Genomic DNA, 26,197 nt, shown 5'->3' on the forward strand with positions numbered 1-26,197 from the left:
GAACTCAATGAGTGCAACAGATAGTTAAAACTATCGTTCTGGTGTATAAGGAGTTACCGCGACCGCATAAAATTATGTTGGGTTCGCTGACTGTAGCAACATTGGTTGTCACTATGTGGCAACCTATTGCTTATCATCATGAACAAGAAGAAACAACAGTCGGCAGCATTGCCATTAATCCTTCTGTAGATAGCGATGAGATTATTGCAGATAGCAGTGAACAGCTACCGGACGAAGGTATTCCTGATGAAGAGACGAGCTCAGAGGTCACGGCTCAAACTCCGCATGAATATATTGTCTCCGATGGTGACACCCTCAGTAATATTCTGACCCAATTTGGCATCGACTCTTCTGATGTCGCGTTACTCGCGAGTCAGCATAAAGTGTTACGGGGGCTGAACATTGGCCAGCCATTGTCATGGACAGTCAATGAAGCGGGTGACTTGCAAACTCTGACTTGGGGTGTTTCCCGCCGTGAAACGCGCATTTATACCCGTGAAGGCGATCTGTTTAAAGAAACAAAAGAGTTTCAGAAAGGGGAGTGGAAAAACAGCGTCGTTGTTGGCGTTGTTGATAGTAACTTTACCAGCAGTGCTTTAAATGCCGGCTTAACCAGCAGTGAAGCTCGTGAAGTCACCAAGGCACTGCAATGGCAAATTGATTTGCGTAAATTACATGAAGGTGATCGTTTTTCTGTATTGCTGTCCCGTGAAATATTGGATGGTCGCAGTGAACAGAGCCAATTACTTGGTGTTCGCCTAAATAGTGGTGGTAAAGATTATTATGCTATCCGGGCGGAAGATGGGCGTTTTTATGATCGTCAAGGTTCCGGTCTGGAGCGCGGATTTTTGCGTTTTCCAACTACTAAGCAATTTCGGGTATCTTCCCAATTTAATCCTCGGCGTGTGAATCCAGTCACTGGTCGGGTTGCACCACATAAAGGGGTGGATTTTGCTATGCCAGTGGGAACGCCTATTTTGGCGGTGGGTGACGGTGAGGTGATTGTTTCTAAATATAATGGAGCAGCAGGTAACTTTATTGCCATTCGTCATGGTCGCCAATATACCACGCGTTATATGCACCTGAGAAAGCTGTTGGTGAAACCAGGGCAGAAGGTAAAACGGGGTGATCGTATTGCGTTGTCTGGTAGCACCGGTCGTTCTACGGGTCCACATTTGCATTATGAATTCTGGATCAATCAGCAGGCGGTAAACCCATTAACGGCGAAATTGCCGCGCTCTGGTGGTTTGAGTGGTAAAGAACGCTCGGAATTCCTGGCAACGGTAAAAGAGGTCACGCCTCAGCTTCTGTTAGATTGAGTTTAATTGTTCATTAGTAACAGACTTTAAAGCGGATGATTGCTATCATCCGCTGTCGTTTTATTTATGTTCAGAAAAAGGTGTGTTGATATCGTTGATATAGCCCCCTGTACATGTGAAATGAACAATGATCTTTTTGTTTTAAAAGAGTTAGCTCATGTATAAAGAAACAGATACAGACAGTAAAGTTGGTTATGTGCCGACATTTCATAAATCTTACCTGCATCCTCGTTACTGGGGGTTATGGCTGGGCATTGGTGCGTTGGCCGGGCTGGCTTACCTGCCGGTTAGAGTGCGTGATCCTCTGCTGGCTAAAATAGGCTGGTTGGCGGGTAAGTTAGCGAAAGGGGCACGTCGTAGAGCAAGAATAAATCTGTGTTACTGTATGCCGGAACTGACGGAGCAACAGCGTGAAGCATTGATTGATGAGATGTTTTCTACCGCACCTCAACCTTTTGTTATGTTGGCTGAACTTTGTTTACGTGGTACAAAATCAACATTAAGCCGGACGCAGTGGCATGGGGAAGAAGTTATTCTTCAACTGAAAGCGCAGGGGAAAAACGTTATTTTCATGGTGCCTCATGGTTGGGCGGTGGATATTCCAGCTATATTACTGTCTGAGGGTGGACAGAAAATATCAGCCATGTTCCATCACCAGAAAAACCCGGTTGCAGATTATCTGTGGAATAAAGTTCGCCATCACTTTGGTGGCCGTTTACATTCTCGTGATGCTGGAATTAAACCATTTGTTGCTACTGTTCGCCAGGGTTTCTGGGGATATTATCTGCCTGATCAAGATCATGGTGAGGAGCACAGTGAATTTGTTGATTTTTTCGCAACTTATAAAGCGACATTGCCGGCAATTGGGCGATTGATGAAGGTTTGTCGTGCTGCTATTGTGCCGTTGTTTCCGGTTTATAATTACCGTACCCATCAACTTGATATTTATATTCGTCCACCGATGGATGATATTGATGGCAAAGATGACGCTTTTATTGCTCGCCGGATGAATGAAGAGTTGGAGCAATTGGTACGACCGAATCCTGAACAATATACCTGGATACTTAAATTACTTAAGACTCGGAAAGCCGGTGATATTGGGCCATATGGGAGAGAAGACCTGTGATTTTCGTTACAAAGATGTAGAGTTATTATCACGGCTTGAAAGTTTGTCTTGTCCCCCTAATATTGGACATGGCATCCAACGATTAGGGGGTTTTGTGACGAGTCATTTATTACTATGATGCATTACTATAAGCAATTAGGATTACATGAAATGTTATAAAAGACGGTAAAAGTCTGTTTTACCGTCGAGTTACTGAATTACTGTTGGATTAAATGGGATGCGCCACTTTTCTCTATCTAACCAAATCCCCCGAAAACTTTGCGCAAAATGTTGTAGCGCTTTATTCCACTTCAAGAATACGACAGGTGTTAGTGCTGCCAATTGTCCCCATCTGATCACCCTGAGTAACCAGAACAAGGTCGCCGGAAACCAGATAACCTTTATCGCGCAGACGATTAACCGCTTCATTGGCCGCTGTAATGCCGTCAGTATGACTGCTGCAATAAACCGGTGTAACGCCACGGTAAAGCGCTGTTTGGTTTAAGGTTTTCTCATGACGGGACATAGAGAATATGGGGAGACCAGAACTGATGCGAGACATGATACGAGTGGTGCGGCCTGATTCAGTCATGGCAATAATGGCTTTAACCCCATTTAGATGGTTTGCCGCATACATGGTAGACATCGCAATGGCTTCTTCGATACTGTCAAAAGTGGTGTCTAACCGATGTTTTGATACATTGAGGCCGGGCATTTTTTCTGCTCCGAGACAGACTCGCGCCATTGCGGCAACCGTTTCGGCAGGGTATTGGCCCGCAGCGGTTTCAGCGGAGAGCATTACGGCGTCAGTACCGTCGAGAACGGCGTTTGCCACATCCATCACTTCTGCACGAGTAGGCATTGGGTTGGTGATCATAGATTCCATCATCTGAGTCGCGGTAATCACTACACGATTTAGCTGACGGGCACGGCGAATTAATTTTTTCTGAACGCCAACCAACTCTGGATCACCGATTTCTACACCAAGGTCACCACGAGCAACCATGACGACATCAGAAGCCAGAATGATTTCATCAATGGTTTTATCACTGCTAACGGCTTCTGCGCGTTCAACTTTCGCCACGATCTGCGTTTCACAGCCCGCGTCTCGCGCCAGTCGGCGAGCATAATTAAGATCTTCTCCGGTGCGGGGGAAAGAGACGGCTAGGTAATCAACGCCGATTCTGGCCGCCGTAATAATATCTTCTTTGTCTTTTTCGGTTAGGGCTTCCGCAGATAATCCACCGCCCAGTTTATTAATGCCCTTATTGTTAGATAGCGGGCCGCCTACAGTGACTTCCGTGAAGACTTTCATTCCTTGAACTTCTAATACCTTGAGTTGAACACGCCCATCATCCAGCAACAAAGTATCACCCGGTACAACATCCGTGGGCAATCCTTTGTAATCGATACCGACTTTCTCCTTATCGCCTTCGCCTTTACCAAGATTGGCATCAAGCAGAAATTTATCTCCGACATTCAGGAAAATTTTGCCCTCTTTAAACGTTGATACGCGGATTTTAGGCCCTTGAAGATCGCCAAGAATAGCGACATGGCACCCCAGGCGGGCTGCGATCTCGCGGACTTTGCTGGCTCTCTGGAGATGATCTTCGGCGGTACCGTGGGAAAAGTTGAGGCGGACTACGTTTGCACCCGCAGCAATAATCTTTTCAAGATTATTATCGCGGTCGGTAGCCGGACCAAGTGTAGTAACAATCTTAGTTCTTCTGAGCCGTCTGGACATGTGTTACTCCGTTGACCTGTGAGTATTGGTATTGGTTATATAAAAATAATCAATAATCTATTAATTATCCTATAAAACGAGTAAAAAAACTCTTCGGCAATCCAACTATCAAGGCTGTTTATAGATTACTTTTGTGACCCATATCAACTTATCATGATACTTTTCACTGTAGTGCCTATTGACCAGTGTCAGCTATAGGGGAACGACAGGGGGAACGTTTTACACAATCGCTATGCCCTAGCGAATCAGCTAACCCTTTTTTAACGGATATTTATTGCCGTATTTCTATCCTATCACGATTTGTTCCCGATTTATCAATAATCTAATGTCTCTAAAGATTTTGATAATGAAAGGTGTAGTGATTTAGGCTTACTGGAATCTGGCAATACTTGGGGACTGGAGGAGAAAAACATCCAGAATAGGGATGCTGTAAACTATGTAAATAATAAATTTTTCTTGATAATGATGGGATGGAACTGTCTCTTAAGTCAGACTTATGATCAAGAGACAGTTATTTATTTGTGTAAGGTTTGTGAGCAGTCTGGGGGAGGCAGGGGTCTTATGCTTTTCGATACCATCCCATTAACTTAACATATGAATTAGTAATTGAAATCGCGGCATTGGCACCAGAATTTCCGGTATTACCTGAAACTGTATGGTCATGTGACCCTATTGGTACCGTATGAGAGTGGGCACCATTAGTGCTAGTGTTAAATTTGGCATTGTTCCAATCTGTAGATTTTGATCCCTGATTGTTCTTAGAACCGTCGAAATGACCATAACGCCCACCAGTAGTTTCACCCCACCCACTATCATGATAATGCTCTCCGGCGATATTGGTGGTTTTGGTGCCATAATCAAATGTGCTCGTTGTCCCAAAAAATGTATGATTATGTGCTGGCATTTGTGCCGCTGTCAGGCTTATCAAATCATTGCCGCCGGTTGATAAAATATCGGAACCATTGGCGCTAGCTAATCGAACTGTTTTATTTTCACCAATATATTCCCAGGTAGTGCCCGGAAATAGCACATTTGGGTTTTTATTTTGAGCGAACCAAACCACAATTCCTACAGGATATTGGGCGTTAATAATGGTTTCGATTAAGCCAAGATTTTTCACAAATGCATTTTTATCAGGAATGTCTGCGCCGTTTTGGTCTTTTGCCAGCCGGTTATTTGCATTCTGGTTGACATCAGAAACAAGCTTCTGAGTTGCCGCAAGGGTATTACTGTTGCCTGTTTTGTCTGTGAGTTGAATAACACCTTGTTGTGTCAATGAGGCGCTTGGTACTTTTGTTGTGATTTTTTGCTCTAATGCTCTATTTAATTGGGTAGTGAGTTTAGCTATATCTCCATCATCTAAAACATCATTGCCAGATTGTGTCGCAATAAAATCAGCGATAACAGAGGATATGGATGATGACTGACGTAATACCTTGTTTAGTAAATGAGTAGCAATATTTTCTGGTGGAAATCCAGTCTTCAAACTCTGATCTTGTTCATATCTTTCTTGGCTAATTACATTAGCATTATTACTAATAGAAAAGGCTTTAAAATCATTTTTGGCACTCATACATTATCCTTAAATTAAATAATATTATTTTATAATCAATGTATTAAATTATTGTAAAAATAATTTCCTGAAACCTATTTTAATGATAGTTTAGCTAGGAAAAATTATGATAAAGTGTCCTTGTAACTTAGGAGGTTAATTGTTTTTGTATAATGGATAGAAATAAAAATCCGAAATTATATGAGCAGATAAATATCTAAGCCATTTATATTCAACATCTGAAAAGATGCTAATAACCATATTATTTTTTTCAATGCGGTTTTATTAATTAAACCATCCTTATAATGTAATTAAATGCTACATTTCTTGGACGTGTTTCATTATCACCATTCATCCCAATAGATTTATATTCCCCTAAGCCGCCTCGATCATTAGGATCGCCATGCATACCGCCACGCACGGGGTCTGGATATTGAAGAGAGGTTTGATCGCTGTTAGTGGTAGAAATACTATGATTATGCCTTTTGAACGCATCATATTGAAAACTCAATATACTACGTCCGTTGTCAATACCACGCCAACTATCCCAACCACGAATAAATTCACCACGTAAATCGGGTAATACTCCATTAGGATAGGCTTGCGCTAATTTCGGATATTTTGTTTTATCAAAAGAAGCGCCGTTACATTGTGCCCATCCTTCTGGTGGGGTGGCAGTCGGCCAGGGGAGTGGTACCCCTACCGGGATCAGTTTTTCAAACAAACTGAGGTTTCTCACAAAAGCATCTTTATCAGGAATGTCTGCACCGTTTTGGTCTTTTGCCAGTCGGTTATTCGCATTCTGATTGACATCAGAAACAAGCTTCTGCGTTGCCGCAAGGGTATTACTGTTGCCTGTATTGTCTGTGAGTTGAATAACGCCTTGTTGTGTTAATGAGGCACTTGGTACTGTTGTTGTAATTTTTTGTTCTAACGCTCTATTTAATTGAGCAATCAGTTTAACTATATCACCATCATCTAAAATATCATTGCCAGATTGGGTCGCGATAAAATTAGCAACGACAGAGGATATGGTTGATGCTTGACGTAATACCTTGTTTAGCACATGAATAGTAATATTGTCTGGGGGAAACCCAGTTTTCAAACTTCGGCTTTCTTCATAGGCTTCTTGACTGACTACATTAGCATTGTTACCAATAGAAAAAGCTTTAAAATCACTCTTGGGATTCATATATTTTCCTCAGATTAAATAATAGCGTTTATAAGTAGCATGTTGAATTATTGAAAAACTCATCTTCACCAGTATATGTCAATAATAGTTTAGCTCGTAAAAAGCATAATAAATTATTCTTATAACTTAAGGGGGTAATAGTTTTTATATAATAGGTGGCAATAAAAAATATGAAACTGTTGATCGGGTAAATATCTAAATGATTTACATTCAACATTTGAAAGTTATTTTTATCTTCCTGCTTTTCATATATTTTCGGTAATTTTTTATAATGATACTCTCTAGTTTAGTCTTTACACTTTAAACCGTCATTATTTTATTGAATTAACTAAGTAATATAGGATTTTTTTGCCATAATTCTGTAAACTCCTGTTTATCTCGGCTAGTGTAAATTATTTACTGGTGCTCAATGAGCCATAAACGATCACTGACTACGCAATTGTTGCGAGTCAGCCTAATATACCCGTTATCTTTCAAGTTGCCTCTTTGTTGGCTGCGCTCACTCACCCCGGTCACATAGTTACCTATGCTCCCGGGGATTCGCTCCCTTGCCGTCGCAATGCATCTTGAAATCCATAGGGTATAGCGAGAGGATTATTTTCAGGTCGGGGGAAAGTCAATTTTATCAAAGCGTGAATTTCGTAGCGCCTTTTTGACTCTTTTCAAATTATCTCTGAATTTTGAACCACGGCGCAGGGTAAAACCCGTAGCTAAAACATCAATAACGGTTAATTGAGCGATTCTTGAGACCATTGGCATATAAATATCTGTATCTTCCGGGACGTCCAGAAGAATGGCGAGCGTTGCTTCGTGGGCGAGGGGAGAATCTTGGGAGGTAATTGCGATAACGGTCGCATCATTTTCTCGCGCAAGTTGTGCTGCTTCCACCAGGCTTTTAGTTCTGCCGGTATGGGAAATGAGTACGACGACATCACCTTCGGCACTGTTAATACAGCTCATTCGTTGCATCACAATGTCATCAAAATAGATAACGGGAATGTTGAACCGGAAAAATTTATTCATTGCATCATGGGCGACGGCCGCAGAAGCCCCTAGGCCAAAAAATGAGATTTTTCGGGCTTGAGTCAGTAAATCGACAGCTCGGTTAATGGCTGTGATATCCAAATTGTTTTTGACGGTATCCAGAGTTGCCATTACCGATTCAAATATCTTATTGGTGTAGGCACTAACTGTATCGCTCTCTTCAACATTGCGATTTACGTAAGGCGTGCCATTGGCAAGACTTTGGGCTAGATGGAGTTTGAAATCGGGAAAACCTTTGGTATCCAGACGGCGGCAAAAACGGTTTACTGTGGGTTCACTGACTTCCGCCATTTTTGCCAGCGTTGCGATACTGGCATGAATTGCAGTTTGTGGTGAAGCCAGGATTATCTGCGCCACTTTTTTTTCTGATTTACTCAAGAATTCGATACTATTTTGGACTCGTTCCAGTGTATTCATAAAACGCAGTTACCTGTGGTTTTGACGATTTCATTCAGATGAGAAATCTATATAAATTTTTATGAAAATATACTATTAGCAAATTGAAGCTGGCAGTAGGAAGTCACAATAATTTAATGTTTTTCATAAAAGTATGACAAGTGTCTAACTTTCACATTGGTAATTATCTTTCATAAACGTTGTAAAGTTACATAAAGCTATCACATTTTTATCATTGATAAAACATATTGTTAACAGAGGGACGTGGTTATTCGTTATCGCTGTTTACGCGCCATAGTCAAAAGAGTACATTATTGGTTAATGCTGTAACAAAATTACAATATCCCGCAATGAGGAGATACATATGGCGGTTACTTCTACAGCTCAGGCTTGTGATTTAGTCATTTTTGGCGCTAAAGGGGATTTGGCTCGCCGGAAATTATTGCCTTCCCTTTACCAGCTTGAGAAAGCGGGTTATATCCACCCAAAAACCCGAATTATCGGTGTTGGCCGGGCTGATTGGGATAAAAAGGCGTATACCAAGGTTGTTGAAGAAGCTTTAAATACGTTCTTGCCGGAAAAATTAGATCCAGAGTTATGGAAGACATTGAGTGAACGTTTGGCGTTCTGCAATCTGGATGTTAATCAAAAGGAAGATTTTGCCAAACTGAAAGCGATTCTTAATCAAGGGCACCAGCCAGCAATTCACTATTTTGCCATGCCGCCAAGCACTTTTGGTTCGGTTTGTCACGGATTGGGCCTTGCCGGGTTAAATAAAGAGCCAAACCGGGTTGTGATGGAAAAACCTTTAGGGACTGATCTTGAATCATCTAAAGCCATTAATGATGAAGTAGCAAAATATTTCAATGAGCGTCAGGTTTATCGTATCGATCATTATCTGGGTAAAGAAACCGTATTGAATCTATTAGCACTGCGGTTTGCCAATTCCCTATTTGTGAATAACTGGGATCACCGGACAATTGATCATGTACAAATTACGGTAGCTGAAGAGGTCGGTATTGAAGGCCGTTGGGGTTATTTTGACCAAGCTGGGCAAATGCGCGATATGATTCAGAATCACCTGTTGCAAATATTGACCATGATTGCTATGTCTCCTCCGGCAGATCTGACGACAGACCGTATTCGTGATGAAAAAGTAAAAGTATTGCGTTCTCTGCGTCGTATTGATCACACGAATGTGCGGGAGAAAACAGTACGTGGTCAATACACTGCCGGTTTTGTTCAAGGGCACAAGGTACCGGGGTATCTGGAGGAAGAGGGGGCGAACAAGTCCAGTCGGACGGAAACTTTTGTTTCTATCCGTGTCGATATTGATGATTGGCGTTGGGCCGGGGTGCCTTTCTATCTGAGAACGGGTAAACGTTTGCCAACGAAATGTTCTGAAGTGGTGGTGTACTTCAAAAAGCCCGCGCTGAATTTGTTCTCTGAATCTTATCAGCAACTACCACAGAACAAACTGACGATTCGTCTGCAACCGGATGAAGGTATTGATATCGAAGTTCTGAACAAAGCCCCGGGGCTGGAGCACAAGCATCGTTTGCAAACCACTAAGCTGGATCTAAGTTTCTCTGAAACGTTTAACCATATTCCATTGGCAGATGCTTATGAGAGATTGTTGCTGGAAGCTATGCGGGGTATTCAGGCGCTATTCGTTCGTCGTGATGAGGTGGAAGAAGCTTGGAAATGGGTTGATTCTATTATGAATGCATGGGCGGCGGATAATGATGCGCCTAAGCCTTATCAGGCGGGAACATGGGGGCCGGTTGCTTCTGTTGCTATGATCACTCGCGATGGTCGTTCGTGGAATGAGTTTGAGTAATTGATAAACCTTTCTGTTGAAGCTCAAGCCGCGCTGTAAGCGGCTTGGGTTGTTATCAACAAGGTATCAGCTTATGTTGATATCAATTCTGTTTTTTGATTCAACTCTGTTTATCAGATAAAAAATGAGCAAAATTGAGTGGTTGCTTTCTATTATTTCGTATGGTAGAAGTAATAGGAACACTAACACTATTTATGAGGATTCTTCGTATATCGCGCGGAATATCAGTGCGATGAAAGAATGAGATATCATGAACAGCGCCAAAAGCGTCAAGTTTCAAAGTTCCACCCACGTGCTTTTCCTTTCTGCCATTTTATCCAGTGAGCATTACTGGTGTGGTGCATTATAGCGTCTGACTCCTGTTAACCGGTTCTCAACCGGTATTTCTATTTCGTCAAAACGTCAGGTTATTATTTCTCATCTCATGCATAGATGAGTTAGATCATTTATTAGCTTGCGTCTTGACGTGCGTATTTACGTGGTCAGGAGAAAGAAAATGATTTATTGGTTATTCCTTGCAATGGCAATTGTTACCGAAGTTATCGGTACCTTATCGATGAAACATGCCAGCGTTTCCGGTGGTGTAGTTGGCATGGCTGTTATGTACATCATGATCGCCACATCCTATATCTTGCTGGCGATGGCGGTAAAAAAAGTTGCATTAGGCGTTGCCTACGCTTTGTGGGAAGGGGTTGGCATTTTATTTATTACTGTTTTTAGTGTTATGTGGTTTGATGAATCACTATCATTGATGAAAGTAGGTGGTTTGGCTCTGCTGATAACAGGAATTATGTTGATTAAATCCGGCACTAGAAAAGCGGCAGTTAAAAAATCGGCAGAAGTAGTGAAACAGATGGCAAATAAGGCTGTCAGTGTCGCAACAACCAAAAACAGTAAAATAAAGGAGGCATAACATGTTGCAACAATTTGAATGGTGGCATGCGGCGTTCTTATTCCTTGCTGTCGCGTTGGATATTTTAGCGAATATTTTACTGAAACTTTCTAATGGTTTTAGACGTCCTTGGATGGGGATTCTCTCGCTTATTGTTGTCCTTGGGGCGTTCAGTGCGCTTGCTCAGGCAGTGAAGGGAATTGAGCTTTCCATTGCTTATGCCTTATGGGGCGCTTTCGGTATCATTGCGACAGTTGCTGCTGGCTGGATTATGTTTAATCAGCGTTTGAATTGTAAAGGTTGGGGTGGAATTGCCTTGTTGCTGTTGGGCATGGTGATGATCAAGATGGCTTAAGTCGTGGCATAACCCAATCTGGGGGGAGTATGATTCACAGAGATTGTTTTAATTTTGTCGCTCCTGATGCAGCTTATAACTATTTTTTTCTCTGCTCAGGTATTTTGATTAAATACTGTATAACTCCTCCCGCTTTAACTCTGAAAATCAGGATAAAGATACATTATTAGCGTTCAGGTTTTTAAATAACGAATTTTATTGTTTATTTCTTATATTATCTGCTGGCATGCAACTAGCAACTATTTTGCATAATAACCAGCAGATATGAATAAAAGTGACTTTTAACAGCTAAAACAGACGTCTGGTTTATGGCCATCTTTCACACAACAACCAGGACAACAAGACTGAACAATATAGCGGCCATTCCCCATTTCCTTCATGTCAAAGTCTTTATAACGATAAAAAACATGTTGACCCATTGCGGTGGAACAAGATGGGCAACTTTTATAGATCTTGCCTTCTACTTCCGCAACAACGGAATCATGAAGGGGCTCATGACAACCTGAACAAACATCCATAGAATGCTCCATACCAAGTGATAAAAGTTATTGAAGATTAGGCCATGTTTATATTCACTCAACAGTGGCCCGACATTGATGTGCTTATTAGAAAGTATGGACGACGTATAAGTATAATTCAACATTGAAAAGGTAAATAATAGAAAATCCATTTGGTGAGTTAATTCTACCAGATGAAATTAACGCTATTTGTGATAAGCAATATTGGAAACTATTTTATTTACATTGATCATCAGAGTATTATCATCGGCTCAAATATAACATATATTTCTAAAATGAATTATTAAGGACCATTGCTGAAATAAAGTAGGTATTTTGGCCCGTTATAATGAATTTATGTGCAGGTTCCTAAAATTCTCAAAAAGCTATAGAGAATGGATTTAAAAATTGTCTATGCCAGAGCAATTTTTTATCTATTTCACTTAATTCAGTTTCTTCACAGATACTATTCCAATTATCTTGGATTATTGATATTTGTTTATTAAATATTTCTTTTGCTTTTTGCTCTGAAATATTAAAGTTATGCGCAGTTTCCAAACAAGTTTGTAATTGACTTAGATTTTTATTTCCGACTATTAGCATTGCTTGAGATGCTTCATTACCCGATCTACCTTGAGGGCATATATCATAAGCAGGGGTTAATCGTGAAAATAATTCTTCTGATGTTTTCTGAGGATTAGTGAAACGATATCGTATAATCTCGGCAAATTTTTCATAACTAGCCATTAAATGTTGGGACTAAACAAATTTTTTGTTGTTAGAAATCATCGTATACCTCTCTCTTTTTTTCCTGAATACGCCGTGGTAATAAAACTAATTTATCTCTTGTTTGTTCTATACGTGTTGAGATAGGAAATTTATCATTGTCAAACAAGTTGATACCTACAAGGTTGGCCAGCTCAAATGCTAATCCTATGGAGCAACCCATATCCCCATTTTCAATTTTTTGTAGCGTGGTTCTGGATATACCAGCACGTTCTGCCAAATTCTTTTCTGACCAATGGCGTTGTTTTCTACCTAACTTGATTTGTTCTCCGAGTAACATAACTGCCTCTTGGGAGAATTTTGAATAGGCTCTATGTTTTAACATACTTCCTCCTGTTGACCATTATAGTGGTCATTGATGGCCTTAATGAACACTATAATGGTCATAATCATGGTTTGTCAAAATGAGAATGTCAATATTAGATGAGCATTATAATGGTCACATCTTATAGTTCAAGGCATAGGAGGAAGGTTAGAGTTGTTGAGTTTATAACATTCCATTTAGAACAATGAATAATATAGTTAATGAAAATGTCGATTAATATTTTATTTTAAAATGTTATTGCAACTAAATTAATGGAGAAAGTTATATCTTATTTACATTAGTAACATCTATTGGGATATTCTGAATAACTTTCATATAATTGAAATATAAATGTAGGCGATAGAGAATATCCCAAAATTAATATTAAATACCTGCGATAACTTTTATCTCGACTTTATATTTGGGGTTCATTAGTTTAGCTTCAACGGTGCAGCGTACTGGCGCATTTCCTGCTACAACCCATGCATCCCAGGCAGCATTCATGCCAGCAAACTCTTTTCCATCAGCCAGAAAAATAGTGGCGTCGATAATTTTGCTTTTATCAGAACCGAGACGCTGTAACATAATATCAATGGCGGTCAGTGTATTCGCTGTTTGCTCAGTAATATCACCATCCAGATTTTCCGGTACGGCGGTGTAGTAAATGGTTTTATTGTAAACTACCGCTTCGGACCAGCGATCTTGAGGATCAATACGTTTAATTGTCATGGATACTCCTTTCTGTGAATGACTATCTGCCTGATTTTGGGTGGTGATCAGAACATACTATTGGCATAATCTCCATCCATTCTATTGAAAGAGACGATTTGTGTCAGACGATTTTGCGAAAAATGGCGCCCTTGCTAAAGCAATAACAGGCTTTAAACCTCGTGATGCTCAAAGAGAAATGGCAGTGGCTATTGAGTGTGCGATTAAAAACCATCAACAATTGGTCGTAGAAGCAGGTACGGGAACTGGTAAGACATTTGCCTATTTAGCACCCGCGTTGCGTTCTGGGCAGAAAGTTATCATTTCCACAGGTTCTAAGGCATTACAGGATCAGCTCTATAATCGTGATTTACCGACCGTCGCTGAAGCGATTAATTTCACCGGTAAATTGGCGTTGTTGAAAGGCCGTGCAAATTATCTGTGCTTGGAACGGTTGGAACAGCACTCTTTTGGGGGCGGGCAATTGGAAGCAGAAATTCTGGCAGATATTGTTCGGCTAAGAGGCTGGTCTTCACAAACTGAAGAGGGTGATATCAGTACTTGTCACCAAGTGGCGGAAGATAGCCAGGTTTGGCCGTTGGTCACCAGTACGAACGATAACTGCCTGGGTAGTGATTGTCCGCGTTATCAGGAATGCTTTGTTCTCAAAGCTCGTCGCCGGGCAATGGAGGCGGATGTTATTGTTGTTAACCATCATCTGTTTATGGCGGATATGGTGGTGAAAGAAACGGGATTTGGCGAGTTGATCCCGCAAGCAGAAGTCAAAATATTTGATGAGGCACATCAAATCCCTGATATCGCCAGTCAATATTTTGGTCAGCAATTAAGTAGTCGCCAACTGATGGATCTCTCCAGAGACATCATTATGGCGTATCGCACGGAAGTTCGGGATCAAGTTCAATTACAAAAGAGCGCAGATCGTCTGAGTCAGAGCACTCAAGATTTCCGGCTGGCGTTAGGAGAGAACGGTTATCGGGGTAATTTGCGGGAACTATTGCAAAATCCGCAAGTCCAGCGAGCATTAGTATTGCTTGATGATGCGCTTGAGCTTTGTTATGACGTGATGAAATTATCTTTAGGGCGTTCAGTCATGTTGGATGCGGCATTTGAAAGGGCAACAATTTATCGTAATCGTCTTAAACGCTTGAAAGAGGTGACTATCCCCGGTTATAGCTATTGGTTTGAAAGTTATGGTCGCCATTTTCTTTTAGCACTCACACCGCTGTCTGTTGCCGACAAATTTAGTGAAATAATTAATGAGCAATCAGGTTGTTGGGTGTTCACCTCAGCTACACTCTCTGTTAATGAGCAACTTTCCCACTTCACTGAACGGCTAGGTTTAAAAGAGGCGAAAACGTTATTACTGCCAAGTCCATTTGATTATCAAAGTCAGACACTACTTTGCGTTCCCCGTCATCTACCATCACCAAATCAGCCTGGTAGTGCAAAATGGTTGGCAGAGATGCTCAAACCACTCATTGAAATCAATAAAGGCCGATGTTTCTTTTATGTACTTCACACCAGATGATGCGCGGTCTGGCCGAAGAGTTCCGTGCCAATATGACATTGCCGGTTTTGGTTCAAGGTGAAACCAGCAAAGGTCAGCTACTTTCGCAATTTATTGCCGCCGGCAACGCTTTATTGGTGGCAACCAGCAGTTTTTGGGAAGGTGTCGATGTGCGCGGCGAGGCGCTTTCCTGTGTCATTATCGATAAATTGCCCTTTACGGCACCGGATGATCCACTGCTAAAAGCCCGTATTGAAGATTGCCAACTGAGAGGCGGTGATGCATTTAATGAAGTTCAGTTGCCGGACGCGGTTATTAGCTTAAAACAAGGTGTCGGGCGGCTTATTCGTGATATTGATGATTATGGCGTTGTTGTCATTTGTGATAATCGTTTAGTGATGCGTCCATATGGTGAAGTTTTTCTGAATAGTTTGCCACCTTCACCACGAACCCGAGATTTAACGAAAGCGGTCGCTTTCCTGCAAGCCCGGCAATCTCCTAATTAAAGAAGGTCATTTTTCGGAGGTGACTAAATATGGTTAAAAAATATCGTAGTGATGCGTTTGCTGCAATTCACGAAACGATGGAGGCACTAAGCGAAATAGGGGCTGTCAATAAGCAAACCATGCGTGAGTTTGATGCTGCCTGTTTGACTCCCATAGAATCGCTCTCTCCAGAGGAAATACGTTCTTTTCGTGAGCGGGAGCATTTGTCACAGCCTGTTTTTGCCAGATATTTGAATGTGAGCAAAAATCTTATATCAGACTGGGAGCGTGGAACAAAAAAACCGGAGGTCCAGCCCTGAGGTTGCTTACGATAGTTAAGAAGAACGGAATTCAGGCTATCGCGTGACATGATTAAGAATCGCTCCATATTGTAATAGCAAATCACGTTAGGAAGCGATGGAGTACAGGTAAACTGAATTTCTTTTCTATCTGATAATTCATAAAGACACAATTACCCTGTGTACATATGGCAAAGGGTAATGGCCTTCATATGGCTGCCAACTGGGTAAAATCGACAGGGTTATGATAAAATAGCGCCTTATTTTGGATTATATTTCTTGCCGAGGTGCTTAAGGCATGCCTGTACGAATTCTGGCTATTGATACTGCAACGGAAGCCTGTTCTGTTGCTCTTTGGAATGATGGTGCCGTTTTGGCGCAGTTTGAAATTTCTCCACGTGAACACACGCAACGTATTTTACCTATGGTTCAATCTGTTTTGGCAGAAGCGGGGATGAGTTTACAGCAGCTCGATGCTTTAGCTTTTGGCCGTGGGCCGGGTAGTTTTACCGGTGTACGCATTGGTGTGGGTATTGCTCAGGGCTTGGCTCTTGGAGCTGAACTGCCGGTGATTGGTGTGTCAACGCTCAATGCAATGGCTCAAGGTGTTTTTCGTCTGCTAGGTGCAACTCAGGTATTAACCGCCATTGATGCTCGGATGGGGGAAGTTTACTGGGGGAAATATATCCGTAATCAGCAAGGTGAATGGCAAGGGAGTGAAACAGAAGCTGTGTTGAGGCCGGAACAGGTGCAGGCATTCATGGCCTCATTGAATGGTGATTGGGTAGTTGCTGGTACTGGCTGGCAGGCTTATCCTCAGTTGATGGCAAGTTATTTAGCGCTAACTGATAGCAGAATCACATTACCTCATGCTGAAGATATGTTGCCTCTGGCGATACAGATGTGGAAAAACGGTGAGATGACGGCCGTAGAACATGCTGAACCGGTATACTTGCGTAATGAAGTTACTTGGAAAAAATTACCAGGTCGTTAAGTATCGATTGATGAAACTTGTAGTAAAAGAGAGTATCAAATAGATAGAGTTATTTTAAACATAATGATTGGGACAATTTTCAGGAGAAGGTGGTTATGTTAAGAGTAATAAACTACCGGACGAGTATTAAGGCGCTAATTTTGTTAGGTGCTGTAATGCTTACAGGCTGTATTACCGTTCCTGATTCAGTAAAAGGAACGTCACCAACACCTGTTCAAGATCTACTTTCTGTTAAGAGTACGCCTGAGCTGTTTATCGGTCAGGAAGGGCGATTCGGCGGCAAGGTACTTGGTGTAGTGAATGAAAATCACCATACTCGTCTGGAAATATCATCATTGCCATTAGCATCGGATGCTAGTCCAGAGCTAGATGAGCCTTCCCTTGGCCGTATCTATGTTTATATTAATGATTTCCTTGATCCTGACGATTTTAAAGGAAATTACGTCACTATCGTAGGTCCGATAGTGGGATTAAAAAAGGGAAAAATTGGTTGTGCGGATTACGATTATGTTGTGATTAATGCGATGGGCTATCAACGCTGGAAAGTTGTTCAGCGAGTATTGATGCCTTATGGCCCGGGGCCTTGGAATTATTATGGCTATCCATATTATTCAGGTTGGGGATGGAATTGGTATTACCCCGACCCCGCACCTGTTGAGACTATTTTGACCAGATAGAGTTATCTTAATCGGGATTGTCGATATAGACTTTGTGACATTGTAACTTTATTTCCAATTTGAGCCGCCGCAATAATATGTGGCGGTAATTTATCTATTATTTCCTATCTATCTTTGGATTGATCGTTAATTTCATTGCAATTCTTGCACCCAAACCCGCAGTCATTTCTTCTGCCAGAATTTTTCGTAGTTCATCAGGAATATCATCCGGTTGTAGTATGACAAAACCGAATTTGTCATATAATTTACGGCTTGGCATAAAATCACGAAAAGTTGTGAGATAAAGAGTGGTTTCCCTGTTCTGTTCTAATTGCTCAATGATTAAGCTAAGCAGGGTACTGGCAATACCTTGCCCGTTATATTTTGGCAACACATCAATCTCAGCTAGCAGCATCAATTGATTTAAACGTCGGATTAGCGCAAATCCAACCAGCTTTTGATCACTTTCAGCAACCCAAAGTTGCTGTTCCTGAATACCTGATTCAATTTCATACGTGGATAGGGTTTGGTCACCGAGTGCTTTTGGTAAGAGTTTTTCTGGAAAAAGAGAAGCTGCTTGGTGCTCTATATTGCTGATAGTTGCACTATCTTCATAGGTTGCCCTTCTGACTGTAATGTTATTTATAATCATTTTTTATTACCATTATATTTCTAATAGCGTATTGGAATAGACGAAAGCAATAAATGCTATTTCAAAAATGCTATCTTAAGCAAAAAATAAGTAGGTCAATGTATAACCAATAGCTACTAAGTTAAATATTAACTAGAGCAATAATATACTGATAATTAAAAATAATTTACAGACGACACCATTCTCTTTGTTTTTATGTATAAGGATTAACATGAAATTAGTGATGTGTATCTCAACCTGAACAATGTTTCTTTTTTAAACTGGTACGCTGAGTTAATAATTTGTTAAATCAAGGCGTGCGTTATTTATTAGGCGAGTGATAACATAGCAATTAAAATTTCAGGAGTACTACCTTGGAGAAAGTCTGGCTAAAACACTATCCGGCGGATGTTCCTGCGGAAATTGACCCGGATCGTTATGCATCATTGGTTGAGATGTTTGAAAATGCCGTAGCGCACTATGCAGATCAACCTGCATTTATCAATATGGGTGAGATTATGACCTTCCGTAAGTTGGAAGAGCGTAGTCGGGCATTTGCAGCATATTTGCAAAATGGTTTGGGATTAAGTAAAGGAGATCGCGTTGCTCTGATGATGCCAAACCTGCTGCAATATCCCGTTGCACTGTTTGGTGTTCTGCGTGCAGGTATGATTGTTGTAAATGTAAACCCGCTGTATACGCCGCGTGAGCTTGAACATCAGCTTAATGATAGCGGCACTTCCGCTATTGTGATCGTCTCCAATTTTGCCCATACATTGGAAAAGATCGTTTTTAATACTAAAGTTAAGCATGTTATTTTGACGCGTATGGGCGACCAACTATCTCGTCCTAAAGGTACGTTGGTCGATTTTGCGGTGAAATACATTAAGCGGTTGGTGCCGAAGTATAATTTGCCTGATGCCATTTCATTCCGTTGTGCGATACAGAGGGGTTATCGCATGCAATATGTAAAACCGGAGATTAACGGTAATGATTTGGCCTTTCTGCAATATACCGGCGGCACTACCGGCGTAGCTAAGGGTGCTATGCTGACTCACCGTAATATATTGGCAAATCTTGAACAGGCAAAAGCGGTTTATTCTCCATTATTACGTGCAGGCCAAGAGCTGATTGTTACGGCGTTGCCTCTCTATCACATATTTGCGTTAATGGTGAATTGCTTGTTACTTATTTACTTGGGTGGGTGTAATCTTCTGATCACTAACCCGCGTGATATTACGGGTACGGCTAAAGAATTAGGTCGTTATCCTTTCACTTCTGTCACCGGGGTGAATACGTTGTTTAACGCCTGGTTGAATAATGAAGAATTTAAGAAGCTTGATTTTTCTACGCTGCGTCTGGTTGTTGGTGGTGGTATGCCGGTACAGAAAGCGGTTGCTGAGAAATGGGCAAAAGTGACAGGCACCAATCTGCTTGAAGGTTATGGTCTGACAGAATGTTCACCTTTGGTTTCCTGTAATCCTTATAACTCGAAACATTATACTGGCAGTATTGGTTTCCCGGTCTCTTCAACGGAAATCAAACTTGTGGATGATGATGGTAATGAGGTAGAGATGGGCCAGCAGGGGGAATTGTGGATACGTGGACCACAGGTGATGGTTGGTTATTGGAATCGCCCTGATGCAACAGAAGAAGTGTTGAAAGATGGTTGGGTAGCAACGGGTGATATTGCGAATGTTAATGAACAGGGTTCCATTCATATCGTAGATCGTAAAAAAGATATGATTTTGGTTTCTGGTTTCAATGTGTATCCTAATGAAGTTGAAGATGTTGTATCAGCTCACCCTAAAGTGCTAGAGTCAGCAGCAATAGGTGTATCAAGCGAAAGTTCCGGTGAAACTGTCAAAGTGTTTGTGGTTCGGATAGATCCTAGTTTGACCGAGGATGAGCTTAGAACCCATTGCCGTCGTTATCTAACAGGGTATAAAGTACCGAAGATCATTGAGTTCCGGGATGAATTGCCTAAGTCTAATGTAGGTAAAATTCTTCGCAGGGAACTGCGTGATGAAGAGGAAAAGGTCAGGAATGTAGCTATAGCCTGAGATCCTCTTCATAATATTGATAAGCACGACAACGCCGGTATCAGCCGGCGTTGTCGTGCTTATTCCATGAATGGCTAAGAGAACTATGTTTTGAATTATCAGTTGATCACCACAGATGCTCAGTTGCAGCAAGTTTGCGAAAGGGCAAAAAAATACTCAAAAGTAGCATTGGATACTGAATTTGTACGCACACGGACGTATTATCCACAATTAGGTTTGATACAACTGTATGATGGCGAACAACTTTCTCTGATTGATCCACTTAATATCACCAACTGGCAACCTTTCCGTGAGTTAATTACTCATCCTCAAATATTGAAGCTGTTGCATGCCGGCAGTGAAGATTTGGAAGTTTTTCTGAATGCTTTCCAATGTTTGCCTGAACCGATGATTGATACTCAGGTCCTGGCGGCTTTTATTGGGCGCCCGCTTTCATGTGGCTTTGCCGCGCTGGTGGCTGAATATATTCATGTCGAGCTGGATAAAAGCGAATCCCGAACTGATTGGCTTGCTCGCCCGTTAAGTGAAAAACAGTGCGAATATGCGGCAGCGGATGTTTATTATCTGTTGCCTTTGGCGGATATCCTGATGACTGCGACAGCGCAGGCCGGATATATGGAGGCTGCGACGGGTGAATGTCAGCTTATCAGTCGACGCCGTAAAGAGATATTAGAACCAGAATCTGCTTATAAGCAGATAGGCAACCTCTGTCAATTACGCCCCCAGCAGCTTGCGTGTTTGAAAAAACTGGCTGCATGGCGTTTGAATCAGGCCAGAGAACGCGATTTAGCCGTGAACTTCGTCATTCGTGAAGAAAACCTGTGGCAGGTAGCGCGTTATATGCCAACTTCTTTGGCAGAGTTGGATGCGTTAGGGCTAAGTGGGCAGGAGATTCGTTGTCATGGCCGTCGTCTATTGGCAATGGTCGCTGAAAGTGGAAATATCCCTGAAAGCGAATGCCCGCCGCCAGTGACGAACCTGATTGATCAACCTGGTTATCGTAAAGCGTTTAAGGATATTAAAGCGCTGATCCATCAGGTAAGTGAGCAGCATAGATTTAATTCTGAATTATTGGCATCTCGTCGTCAGATTAATCAATTACTCAGTGTTCATTGGAAATTGAAACAATTAAATGGCAAGCCTGAGCTGCTTAGTGGATGGCGGGGAGAGTTGCTGGCTGAACCTGTTGCAGAGATTCTGGCGAACTATCCTGATTAATCCATATCAGAGCATTAGCTTGATGCTAGGCTAAAGCGCGAGAAAGGGGTTCCCGTTAGGGTTACCCCACCTCAGACTGCCATATAATATAATGAGCTTGGTTACTTTGATGGCGGTAGTGATAAAACAGCTGCCTTTCTGTGTTATTTTTGAGCTTCTTCTGTCTCAGGTAATGTTATATTAAGTTCCAGCACGGAAATATCATCACCTTTCTGTTCGAATTGCACAGAGAGCATATCTGGATCTACCTGTATGTACTTACAGATTACCGCCAAGATATCTCGTTTCATATCAGGCAGATAAGCAGGCTCAGCATCACCACGGCGACGCTCTGCCACGATAATTTGCAACCGCTCTTTAGCGATATTTGCTGTCGTCTTTTTTCTCGACAGAAAGAAATCTAGCAAGGCCATGTTTTACCCCCCAAATAGGCGTTTTAAGAAGCCTTTTTTCTCTTCTTCAATGAAACGGAAAGGACGCTCTTCTCCTAATAAACGTTCAACAGTATCTGTATACGCTTTTCCTGCGTCGGATTCTGTATCCAGAATAACCGGCTCCCCTTGGTTAGATGAACGCAGTACAGATTGATCTTCTGGAATAACACCGATTAAAGGAATGCATAAAATTTCCAGAACATCTTCCATACTTAGCATATCACCACGACTCACCCGGCCTGGGTTATAGCGAGTTAATAGCAGATGTTCTTTAATGGGATCTTCACCCCGTTCAGCTCGTCGAGATTTAGAAGCCAGAATACCCAGGATACGGTCCGAATCACGTACGGAAGAGACCTCAGGATTTGTTGTGATGATCGCTTCGTCAGCAAAATAGAGTGCTATCAACGCGCCACTTTCAATCCCTGCCGGGGAGTCGCAGATAATAAAATCGAAACCTTGTTTGTCCAGATCAACTAAAACCTTCTCAACGCCCTCAGGGGTGAGAGCGTCTTTATCGCGGGTTTGTGATGCAGGCAAGATATAAAGGTTCTCGGTACGTTTGTCTTTAATTAATGCCTGATTAAGCGAGACGTCACCTTGGATTACGTTCACGAAGTCATAAACTACGCGGCGTTCACATCCCATAATTAGATCGAGGTTACGCAGGCCGATATCAAAATCGATAACGACGGTCTTTTTACCTCTTTGAGCAAGGCCGGTAGCAATGGCCGCGCTTGAAGTGGTTTTGCCAACGCCACCTTTACCTGATGTAACAACAATAATGCGTGCCATGAAGTGATTCCTTATTAAAAGGGCTAGATTAAAGGTTCAATAGTTAATTCATTATTTACCAGGCTAAGTTTTGCGGCTTTTCCTGCTAATTCAGTCGGGATTTTATCGCCGAGCCAATATTGCCCTGCGATAGAGATAAGTTCTGCATTTAAATGGGTGCAAAAAACCAGACACTCCTGATCACCGGATGCACCGGCTAACGCCCGACCACGCATCATGCCATAGATGTGAATATTGCCGTCGGCAATCAACTCGGCGCCAGCGCTTACATTGCTGGTGACAATAAGATCACTGCCTTGGGCATAAATCCTTTGACCTGAGCGAACTGGTAAATTAATTACGCGAGTTTTTTTAATCTCAGGTTCTGCCGGTTTATTTTCCTTTGCTGAGGCTTTTTGTTTTTTGCCTTCGCTTAGTAGTGGTAAGGATGCTTGTATTACCGCTCTGCGTTGTTGCTCATCACGACAACCACTCATTCCGACAATACGGAATCCTGCTGAATCAATAGCGTGATGCAGCGCTTTCAGATCAGCGTCTGCCGGCAGAGCGGAGATGTTAATGACAACAGGCGCGTTTTTCAGGAAATCCGGTGCTTGTTCCACTTTTTCCTGTAGGGCCTGTAGAATGATTTCTGGTTGGTCACTGTGTAAATGAACAACCGAAAGCGTAAAATTACTGCCTTTTAGCTCAATTGGCGACTGTGACATCTATCCTGACTCAGATTCAGCAAATTTGAGATCACCCCAGAACAACCTCTGGGATACGATATTTTGAAATACAATAAACATGTTATAATTACTGAATTATTCAAGCAAGTTGTGACCTGAATTTAAAAGAGTTTATTATAATGATTTGTGTGATCTACAGAAGTCCGAAAAGAGAGCAAACATACCTTTATGTTGAAAAAAGAGATAATTTCTCTCGCGTCCCCGAAGAGCTACTGAAAAGTTTTGGTCAGCCTCAATATACAATGATGATCTCTCTGGCAGACAGAAAGAAACTGGCAGGCGCTGATATAGAAAAGGTAAAAATATCGTTAATTGAGCAAGGTTTTTACCTGCAAATCCCACCTCCGGTTGAAAACTTAATGAATGCACATCTGAACCAGATGGAAAAATAAGAAGAATCCAAGAGCTTGATGAGCAAAGTTAATCGTCATCGCGGTTTTATTAACCACCACAATATTCACAGTGAGCCGTGCTTTTAAAGGACAACAATCAGGTTTGTATTTTAGAGGAAAAATTTCCTTTGAATAGCGGTAACCTCTTTCCGTTTCCTGTGCTCCTTATTTTGCGATGAGTCTTGGCGTGGTGGCCGATGAGATATGGCAATAAGTGCTATAATTATGGGTGTGTTGCCTAATAAACCAGAGTGAGGAACGAATATGTATCAACACAGAGACTGGCAGGGGGCATTACTGGATCTTCCTGTCAATAAAGTAGTTTGCGTTGGTAGTAATTACGCTAAACATATTAAAGAGATGGGAGCTCAGCCAGCGGAAGAGCCAATCGTTTTTATTAAGCCAGAAACTGCGCTGTGTGATATACATCAGCCAATTGCAATTCCAAAGGATTTTGGCGCCGTTCACCATGAAGTTGAACTAGCTGTATTGATTGGTACACCATTGAAACAGGCAAATGAAGAGCGAGTTAGCGCCGCGATCGCCGGCTTTGCTGTTGCGTTGGATCTCACCTTGCGTGATTTGCAATCTAAGTTTAAGAAAGCAGGTCAACCGTGGGAAAAAAGTAAGGCGTTTGATGGCTCTTGTCCGATATCTGGGTTTATTCGAATAAGCCATTTTGGTGATCCACAGAATGTCCAGTTTTCACTGACAGTCAATGATGAGCTACGGCAGAACGGTGATAGCAGTGATATGCTGACACCAATCGTTCCCCTGATCAGCCATATGTCGCACTTTTTCACTTTGCGGCCGGGGGATGTGATTCTCACTGGCACACCGGAAGGTGTTGGAGCACTGGAAGCCGGTGATGTGTTAAAGGTTACTTTGAATGACAATTCACTCACTACCAGGGTGATTTGAATAATATAAGGAATAGTAGAAGTTATGTCTCAGCCTTTCTGGCAGGTAAAAACTCTAGATCAGATGACGGATGAAGAATGGGAATCATTATGTGATGGTTGTGGGCAGTGTTGCCTACATAAATTGATGGATGATGATACCGATGAAATTTATTTTACTAATGTTGCTTGCAATCAGCTCAATATAAAAACGTGCCAATGCAAAAATTACGAAGAGCGTTTCAGATATGAGCCGGATTGTATCAAGTTAACCCGTTATAATTTGCCGACTTTCGAATGGTTGCCGAAGACTTGTGCATATCGTTTGCTTGAAGAAGGGAAGTCATTGTTACCGTGGCATCCTCTGATTAAAGGTTCCAAATCAGCAATGCATAGCGAAAGAATTTCAGTTAGGCATATCGCTGTACGAGAAATTGATGTTGTAGAGTGGGAAGATCATATTATTAATAAACCTTAATAATGATCTAACTAACTATAATTTAACAAATTATTTTTTGTGTTTCCCTCGTTGGGGCTTGTTCCTGAGTTAAGCTATCCAATGGGTGTATCCGCCAAGAATAAACTAAAGGTTGATTGTATATAATTGCGTCTATACTATTACCATTAGGTAATTGAACCTGTGGTCTATTATAGGAGGCATAAAGTATGCCAATACATGTGGGAAACATAGAAAAGATTACCAATGATTTCATCCAATTGAGTGAGTTAGAGTTCAATCGTGTTCTGTATGATGCTCTTGATTCCTCTGGTACTAATATTGTGCATGATGTGGATGAACTCATTTTTCCTCCAGGTTACCGGTTAATCAGGGTTGATAACCGGTTAGATTTGGATGATATAGATGAACCTTACTTTGAATTAGCGTTACTTAGTGATGAAACAAAAGAAGTGGTTTATTACAATAAAGTGATTGTAATAAGTGACCTAGTGCTTAACTGTCGTCCCGCTTCGCAGATACTTGTGTGGCGAACGAGGAAACCGCAGCATAAAGCAGCATTAAGTGATTTGGCTGCTAAAATCTTTTTCCACTATCTGATTAAAACCTATGATGTTGTCGCTTCAAATATAAGTCAAATAATAGAAGGCACCTCTTTTTGGCAAGCCAGAATGTATGAGGCGTTACAGTTTGGGCTTTATGTTTACGGTTATGATGTTATGACCTGTGAGTTAAGAAATATTTTAGCTGAAGATGATGTCAGTAAAGAGCAGAGTTGGTTATGGGGTAATGCGGAATATTATATGGATAGACTGGCGATTATTTCCAGAATCAAGTTGCCTAATAAGTAATTAATTTTTCCAAGTTGTATCTGAGGTGAATAT

General features: G+C 41.6%; 26 protein-coding genes and 1 pseudogene. 15 read left to right on the forward strand and 12 right to left on the reverse strand.

Annotation, left to right across the window (positions count from 1 at the left end):
* The first annotated feature begins 11 nt into the window (after window positions 1-11).
* Together mepM and lpxM are read left to right on the forward strand one after the other, a co-directional pair.
* Window positions 12-1,319, forward strand: a complete 1,308-nt coding sequence (mepM, locus tag B0X70_RS10880; protein ID WP_040150506.1) for a murein DD-endopeptidase MepM — start codon at window positions 12-14, stop codon at window positions 1,317-1,319.
* 157 nt (window positions 1,320-1,476) lie between these two features.
* Window positions 1,477-2,445 (forward strand): lauroyl-Kdo(2)-lipid IV(A) myristoyltransferase, encoded by a 969-nt coding sequence (lpxM, locus tag B0X70_RS10885; protein ID WP_036775552.1) that lies wholly within the window; start codon window positions 1,477-1,479, stop codon window positions 2,443-2,445.
* A gap of 280 nt (window positions 2,446-2,725) precedes the next feature.
* On the opposite strand, the gene pyk is transcribed toward lpxM, so the two are convergent.
* The 4 genes from pyk to B0X70_RS10905 all read right to left on the reverse strand — a co-directional run bounded on the left by pyk (window position 2,726) and on the right by B0X70_RS10905 (window position 8,373).
* Window positions 2,726-4,168 carry a pyruvate kinase gene (gene pyk, locus B0X70_RS10890; protein ID WP_036806405.1) on the reverse strand — a complete coding sequence of 481 codons (1,443 nt, stop codon included), beginning with the start codon at window positions 4,166-4,168 and terminating at the stop codon, window positions 2,726-2,728.
* Window positions 4,169-4,727: 559 nt separating this feature from the next.
* Window positions 4,728-5,741 carry a tail fiber protein gene (locus tag B0X70_RS10895; RefSeq protein WP_217471495.1) on the reverse strand — a complete coding sequence of 338 codons (1,014 nt, stop codon included), beginning with the start codon at window positions 5,739-5,741 and terminating at the stop codon, window positions 4,728-4,730.
* Between the two features lie 268 nt (window positions 5,742-6,009).
* Window positions 6,010-6,912: a tail fiber protein gene (locus B0X70_RS10900; RefSeq protein WP_036775557.1), complete on the reverse strand. Its 903-nt coding sequence runs from the start codon at window positions 6,910-6,912 to the stop codon at window positions 6,010-6,012.
* A gap of 600 nt (window positions 6,913-7,512) precedes the next feature.
* The gene (locus B0X70_RS10905) at window positions 7,513-8,373 is read right to left on the reverse strand and encodes a MurR/RpiR family transcriptional regulator (protein ID WP_036775559.1); all 861 of its coding nucleotides are present in this window, start codon (window positions 8,371-8,373) and stop codon (window positions 7,513-7,515) included.
* Window positions 8,374-8,716: 343 nt separating this feature from the next.
* On the opposite strand from B0X70_RS10905, the gene zwf reads away from it, so the two are divergent.
* The 3 genes from zwf to mdtI all read left to right on the forward strand — a co-directional run bounded on the left by zwf (window position 8,717) and on the right by mdtI (window position 11,439).
* Window positions 8,717-10,192, forward strand: a complete 1,476-nt coding sequence (zwf, locus tag B0X70_RS10910) for a glucose-6-phosphate dehydrogenase (RefSeq protein ID WP_036775560.1) — start codon at window positions 8,717-8,719, stop codon at window positions 10,190-10,192.
* Between the two features lie 496 nt (window positions 10,193-10,688).
* Window positions 10,689-11,105 carry a multidrug/spermidine efflux SMR transporter subunit MdtJ gene (gene mdtJ, locus B0X70_RS10915; protein WP_036806396.1) on the forward strand — a complete coding sequence of 139 codons (417 nt, stop codon included), beginning with the start codon at window positions 10,689-10,691 and terminating at the stop codon, window positions 11,103-11,105.
* 1 nt (window position 11,106) lies between these two features.
* Window positions 11,107-11,439, forward strand: coding sequence for a multidrug/spermidine efflux SMR transporter subunit MdtI (gene mdtI / locus B0X70_RS10920; RefSeq protein WP_269468763.1), 333 nt, complete (start codon window positions 11,107-11,109; stop codon window positions 11,437-11,439).
* Window positions 11,440-11,720: 281 nt separating this feature from the next.
* On the opposite strand, the gene B0X70_RS10925 is transcribed toward mdtI, so the two are convergent.
* From B0X70_RS10925 to B0X70_RS10940, 4 genes are all read right to left on the reverse strand, one after another.
* The gene (locus B0X70_RS10925) at window positions 11,721-11,957 is read right to left on the reverse strand and encodes a hypothetical protein (protein WP_036775565.1); all 237 of its coding nucleotides are present in this window, start codon (window positions 11,955-11,957) and stop codon (window positions 11,721-11,723) included.
* A gap of 357 nt (window positions 11,958-12,314) precedes the next feature.
* Window positions 12,315-12,683, reverse strand: a complete 369-nt coding sequence (locus B0X70_RS10930) for a HipA domain-containing protein (RefSeq protein WP_217471496.1) — start codon at window positions 12,681-12,683, stop codon at window positions 12,315-12,317.
* Between the two features lie 31 nt (window positions 12,684-12,714).
* Window positions 12,715-13,047: a helix-turn-helix transcriptional regulator gene (locus B0X70_RS10935; protein ID WP_036775567.1), complete on the reverse strand. Its 333-nt coding sequence runs from the start codon at window positions 13,045-13,047 to the stop codon at window positions 12,715-12,717.
* A 363-nt stretch (window positions 13,048-13,410) separates the two neighbouring features.
* The gene (locus tag B0X70_RS10940) at window positions 13,411-13,755 is read right to left on the reverse strand and encodes a RidA family protein (RefSeq protein WP_217471497.1); all 345 of its coding nucleotides are present in this window, start codon (window positions 13,753-13,755) and stop codon (window positions 13,411-13,413) included.
* A 100-nt stretch (window positions 13,756-13,855) separates the two neighbouring features.
* Here B0X70_RS10940 and B0X70_RS10945 point away from each other — a divergent pair.
* From B0X70_RS10945 to B0X70_RS10960, 4 genes and pseudogenes are all read left to right on the forward strand, one after another.
* Window positions 13,856-15,768: pseudogene (locus tag B0X70_RS10945) on the forward strand (ATP-dependent DNA helicase).
* 29 nt (window positions 15,769-15,797) lie between these two features.
* The gene (locus B0X70_RS10950; protein WP_246593491.1) at window positions 15,798-16,067 is read left to right on the forward strand and encodes a type II toxin-antitoxin system RelB family anti-toxin transcriptional regulator; all 270 of its coding nucleotides are present in this window, start codon (window positions 15,798-15,800) and stop codon (window positions 16,065-16,067) included.
* A gap of 277 nt (window positions 16,068-16,344) precedes the next feature.
* Window positions 16,345-17,040 (forward strand): tRNA (adenosine(37)-N6)-threonylcarbamoyltransferase complex dimerization subunit type 1 TsaB, encoded by a 696-nt coding sequence (gene tsaB / locus B0X70_RS10955; protein WP_036806383.1) that lies wholly within the window; start codon window positions 16,345-16,347, stop codon window positions 17,038-17,040.
* A gap of 95 nt (window positions 17,041-17,135) precedes the next feature.
* Entirely contained in the window at window positions 17,136-17,717 is a 582-nt protein-coding gene (locus tag B0X70_RS10960) for a Slp family lipoprotein (protein ID WP_036806380.1), read from the forward strand.
* Between the two features lie 97 nt (window positions 17,718-17,814).
* On the opposite strand, the gene B0X70_RS10965 is transcribed toward B0X70_RS10960, so the two are convergent.
* A complete protein-coding gene (locus tag B0X70_RS10965) occupies window positions 17,815-18,348 on the reverse strand; it encodes a GNAT family N-acetyltransferase (RefSeq protein ID WP_052105699.1) in 534 nt (177 codons plus the stop codon).
* A gap of 353 nt (window positions 18,349-18,701) precedes the next feature.
* Here B0X70_RS10965 and fadD point away from each other — a divergent pair, with 353 nt between their 5' ends.
* The gene (fadD, locus tag B0X70_RS10970; RefSeq protein WP_036775576.1) at window positions 18,702-20,390 is read left to right on the forward strand and encodes a long-chain-fatty-acid--CoA ligase FadD; all 1,689 of its coding nucleotides are present in this window, start codon (window positions 18,702-18,704) and stop codon (window positions 20,388-20,390) included.
* 90 nt (window positions 20,391-20,480) lie between these two features.
* Window positions 20,481-21,608 carry a ribonuclease D gene (gene rnd, locus B0X70_RS10975; RefSeq protein ID WP_040150524.1) on the forward strand — a complete coding sequence of 376 codons (1,128 nt, stop codon included), beginning with the start codon at window positions 20,481-20,483 and terminating at the stop codon, window positions 21,606-21,608.
* A 143-nt stretch (window positions 21,609-21,751) separates the two neighbouring features.
* Here rnd and minE read toward each other — a convergent pair whose 3' ends face one another.
* From minE to minC, 3 genes are read right to left on the reverse strand one after another with little or no spacing between them, the layout of a single operon-like run.
* Window positions 21,752-22,021 (reverse strand): cell division topological specificity factor MinE, encoded by a 270-nt coding sequence (gene minE / locus B0X70_RS10980; RefSeq protein WP_036806374.1) that lies wholly within the window; start codon window positions 22,019-22,021, stop codon window positions 21,752-21,754.
* 3 nt (window positions 22,022-22,024) lie between these two features.
* Window positions 22,025-22,837, reverse strand: coding sequence for a septum site-determining protein MinD (gene minD / locus B0X70_RS10985; protein ID WP_036806371.1), 813 nt, complete (start codon window positions 22,835-22,837; stop codon window positions 22,025-22,027).
* 23 nt (window positions 22,838-22,860) lie between these two features.
* Window positions 22,861-23,544, reverse strand: coding sequence for a septum site-determining protein MinC (gene minC / locus B0X70_RS10990; RefSeq protein WP_036806368.1), 684 nt, complete (start codon window positions 23,542-23,544; stop codon window positions 22,861-22,863).
* Between the two features lie 140 nt (window positions 23,545-23,684).
* On the opposite strand from minC, the gene B0X70_RS10995 reads away from it, so the two are divergent.
* From B0X70_RS10995 to B0X70_RS11010, 4 genes are all read left to right on the forward strand, one after another.
* On the forward strand, window positions 23,685-23,957 hold the full coding sequence (locus tag B0X70_RS10995; RefSeq protein ID WP_036775587.1) for a YcgL domain-containing protein: 273 nt from the start codon (window positions 23,685-23,687) through the stop codon (window positions 23,955-23,957).
* Window positions 23,958-24,221: 264 nt separating this feature from the next.
* The gene (locus B0X70_RS11000; RefSeq protein ID WP_036806364.1) at window positions 24,222-24,878 is read left to right on the forward strand and encodes a fumarylacetoacetate hydrolase family protein; all 657 of its coding nucleotides are present in this window, start codon (window positions 24,222-24,224) and stop codon (window positions 24,876-24,878) included.
* 24 nt (window positions 24,879-24,902) lie between these two features.
* Window positions 24,903-25,334 carry a cysteine cluster protein YcgN gene (locus tag B0X70_RS11005; RefSeq protein ID WP_036775592.1) on the forward strand — a complete coding sequence of 144 codons (432 nt, stop codon included), beginning with the start codon at window positions 24,903-24,905 and terminating at the stop codon, window positions 25,332-25,334.
* A 188-nt stretch (window positions 25,335-25,522) separates the two neighbouring features.
* Window positions 25,523-26,164: a hypothetical protein gene (locus B0X70_RS11010; RefSeq protein WP_040150527.1), complete on the forward strand. Its 642-nt coding sequence runs from the start codon at window positions 25,523-25,525 to the stop codon at window positions 26,162-26,164.
* Window positions 26,165-26,197 lie beyond the last annotated feature (33 nt).

The sequence above is a fragment of the Photorhabdus akhurstii genome, from assembly GCF_019090985.1.
In the GTDB taxonomy this organism is placed as follows: Bacteria; Pseudomonadota; Gammaproteobacteria; order Enterobacterales; family Enterobacteriaceae; genus Photorhabdus; species Photorhabdus akhurstii.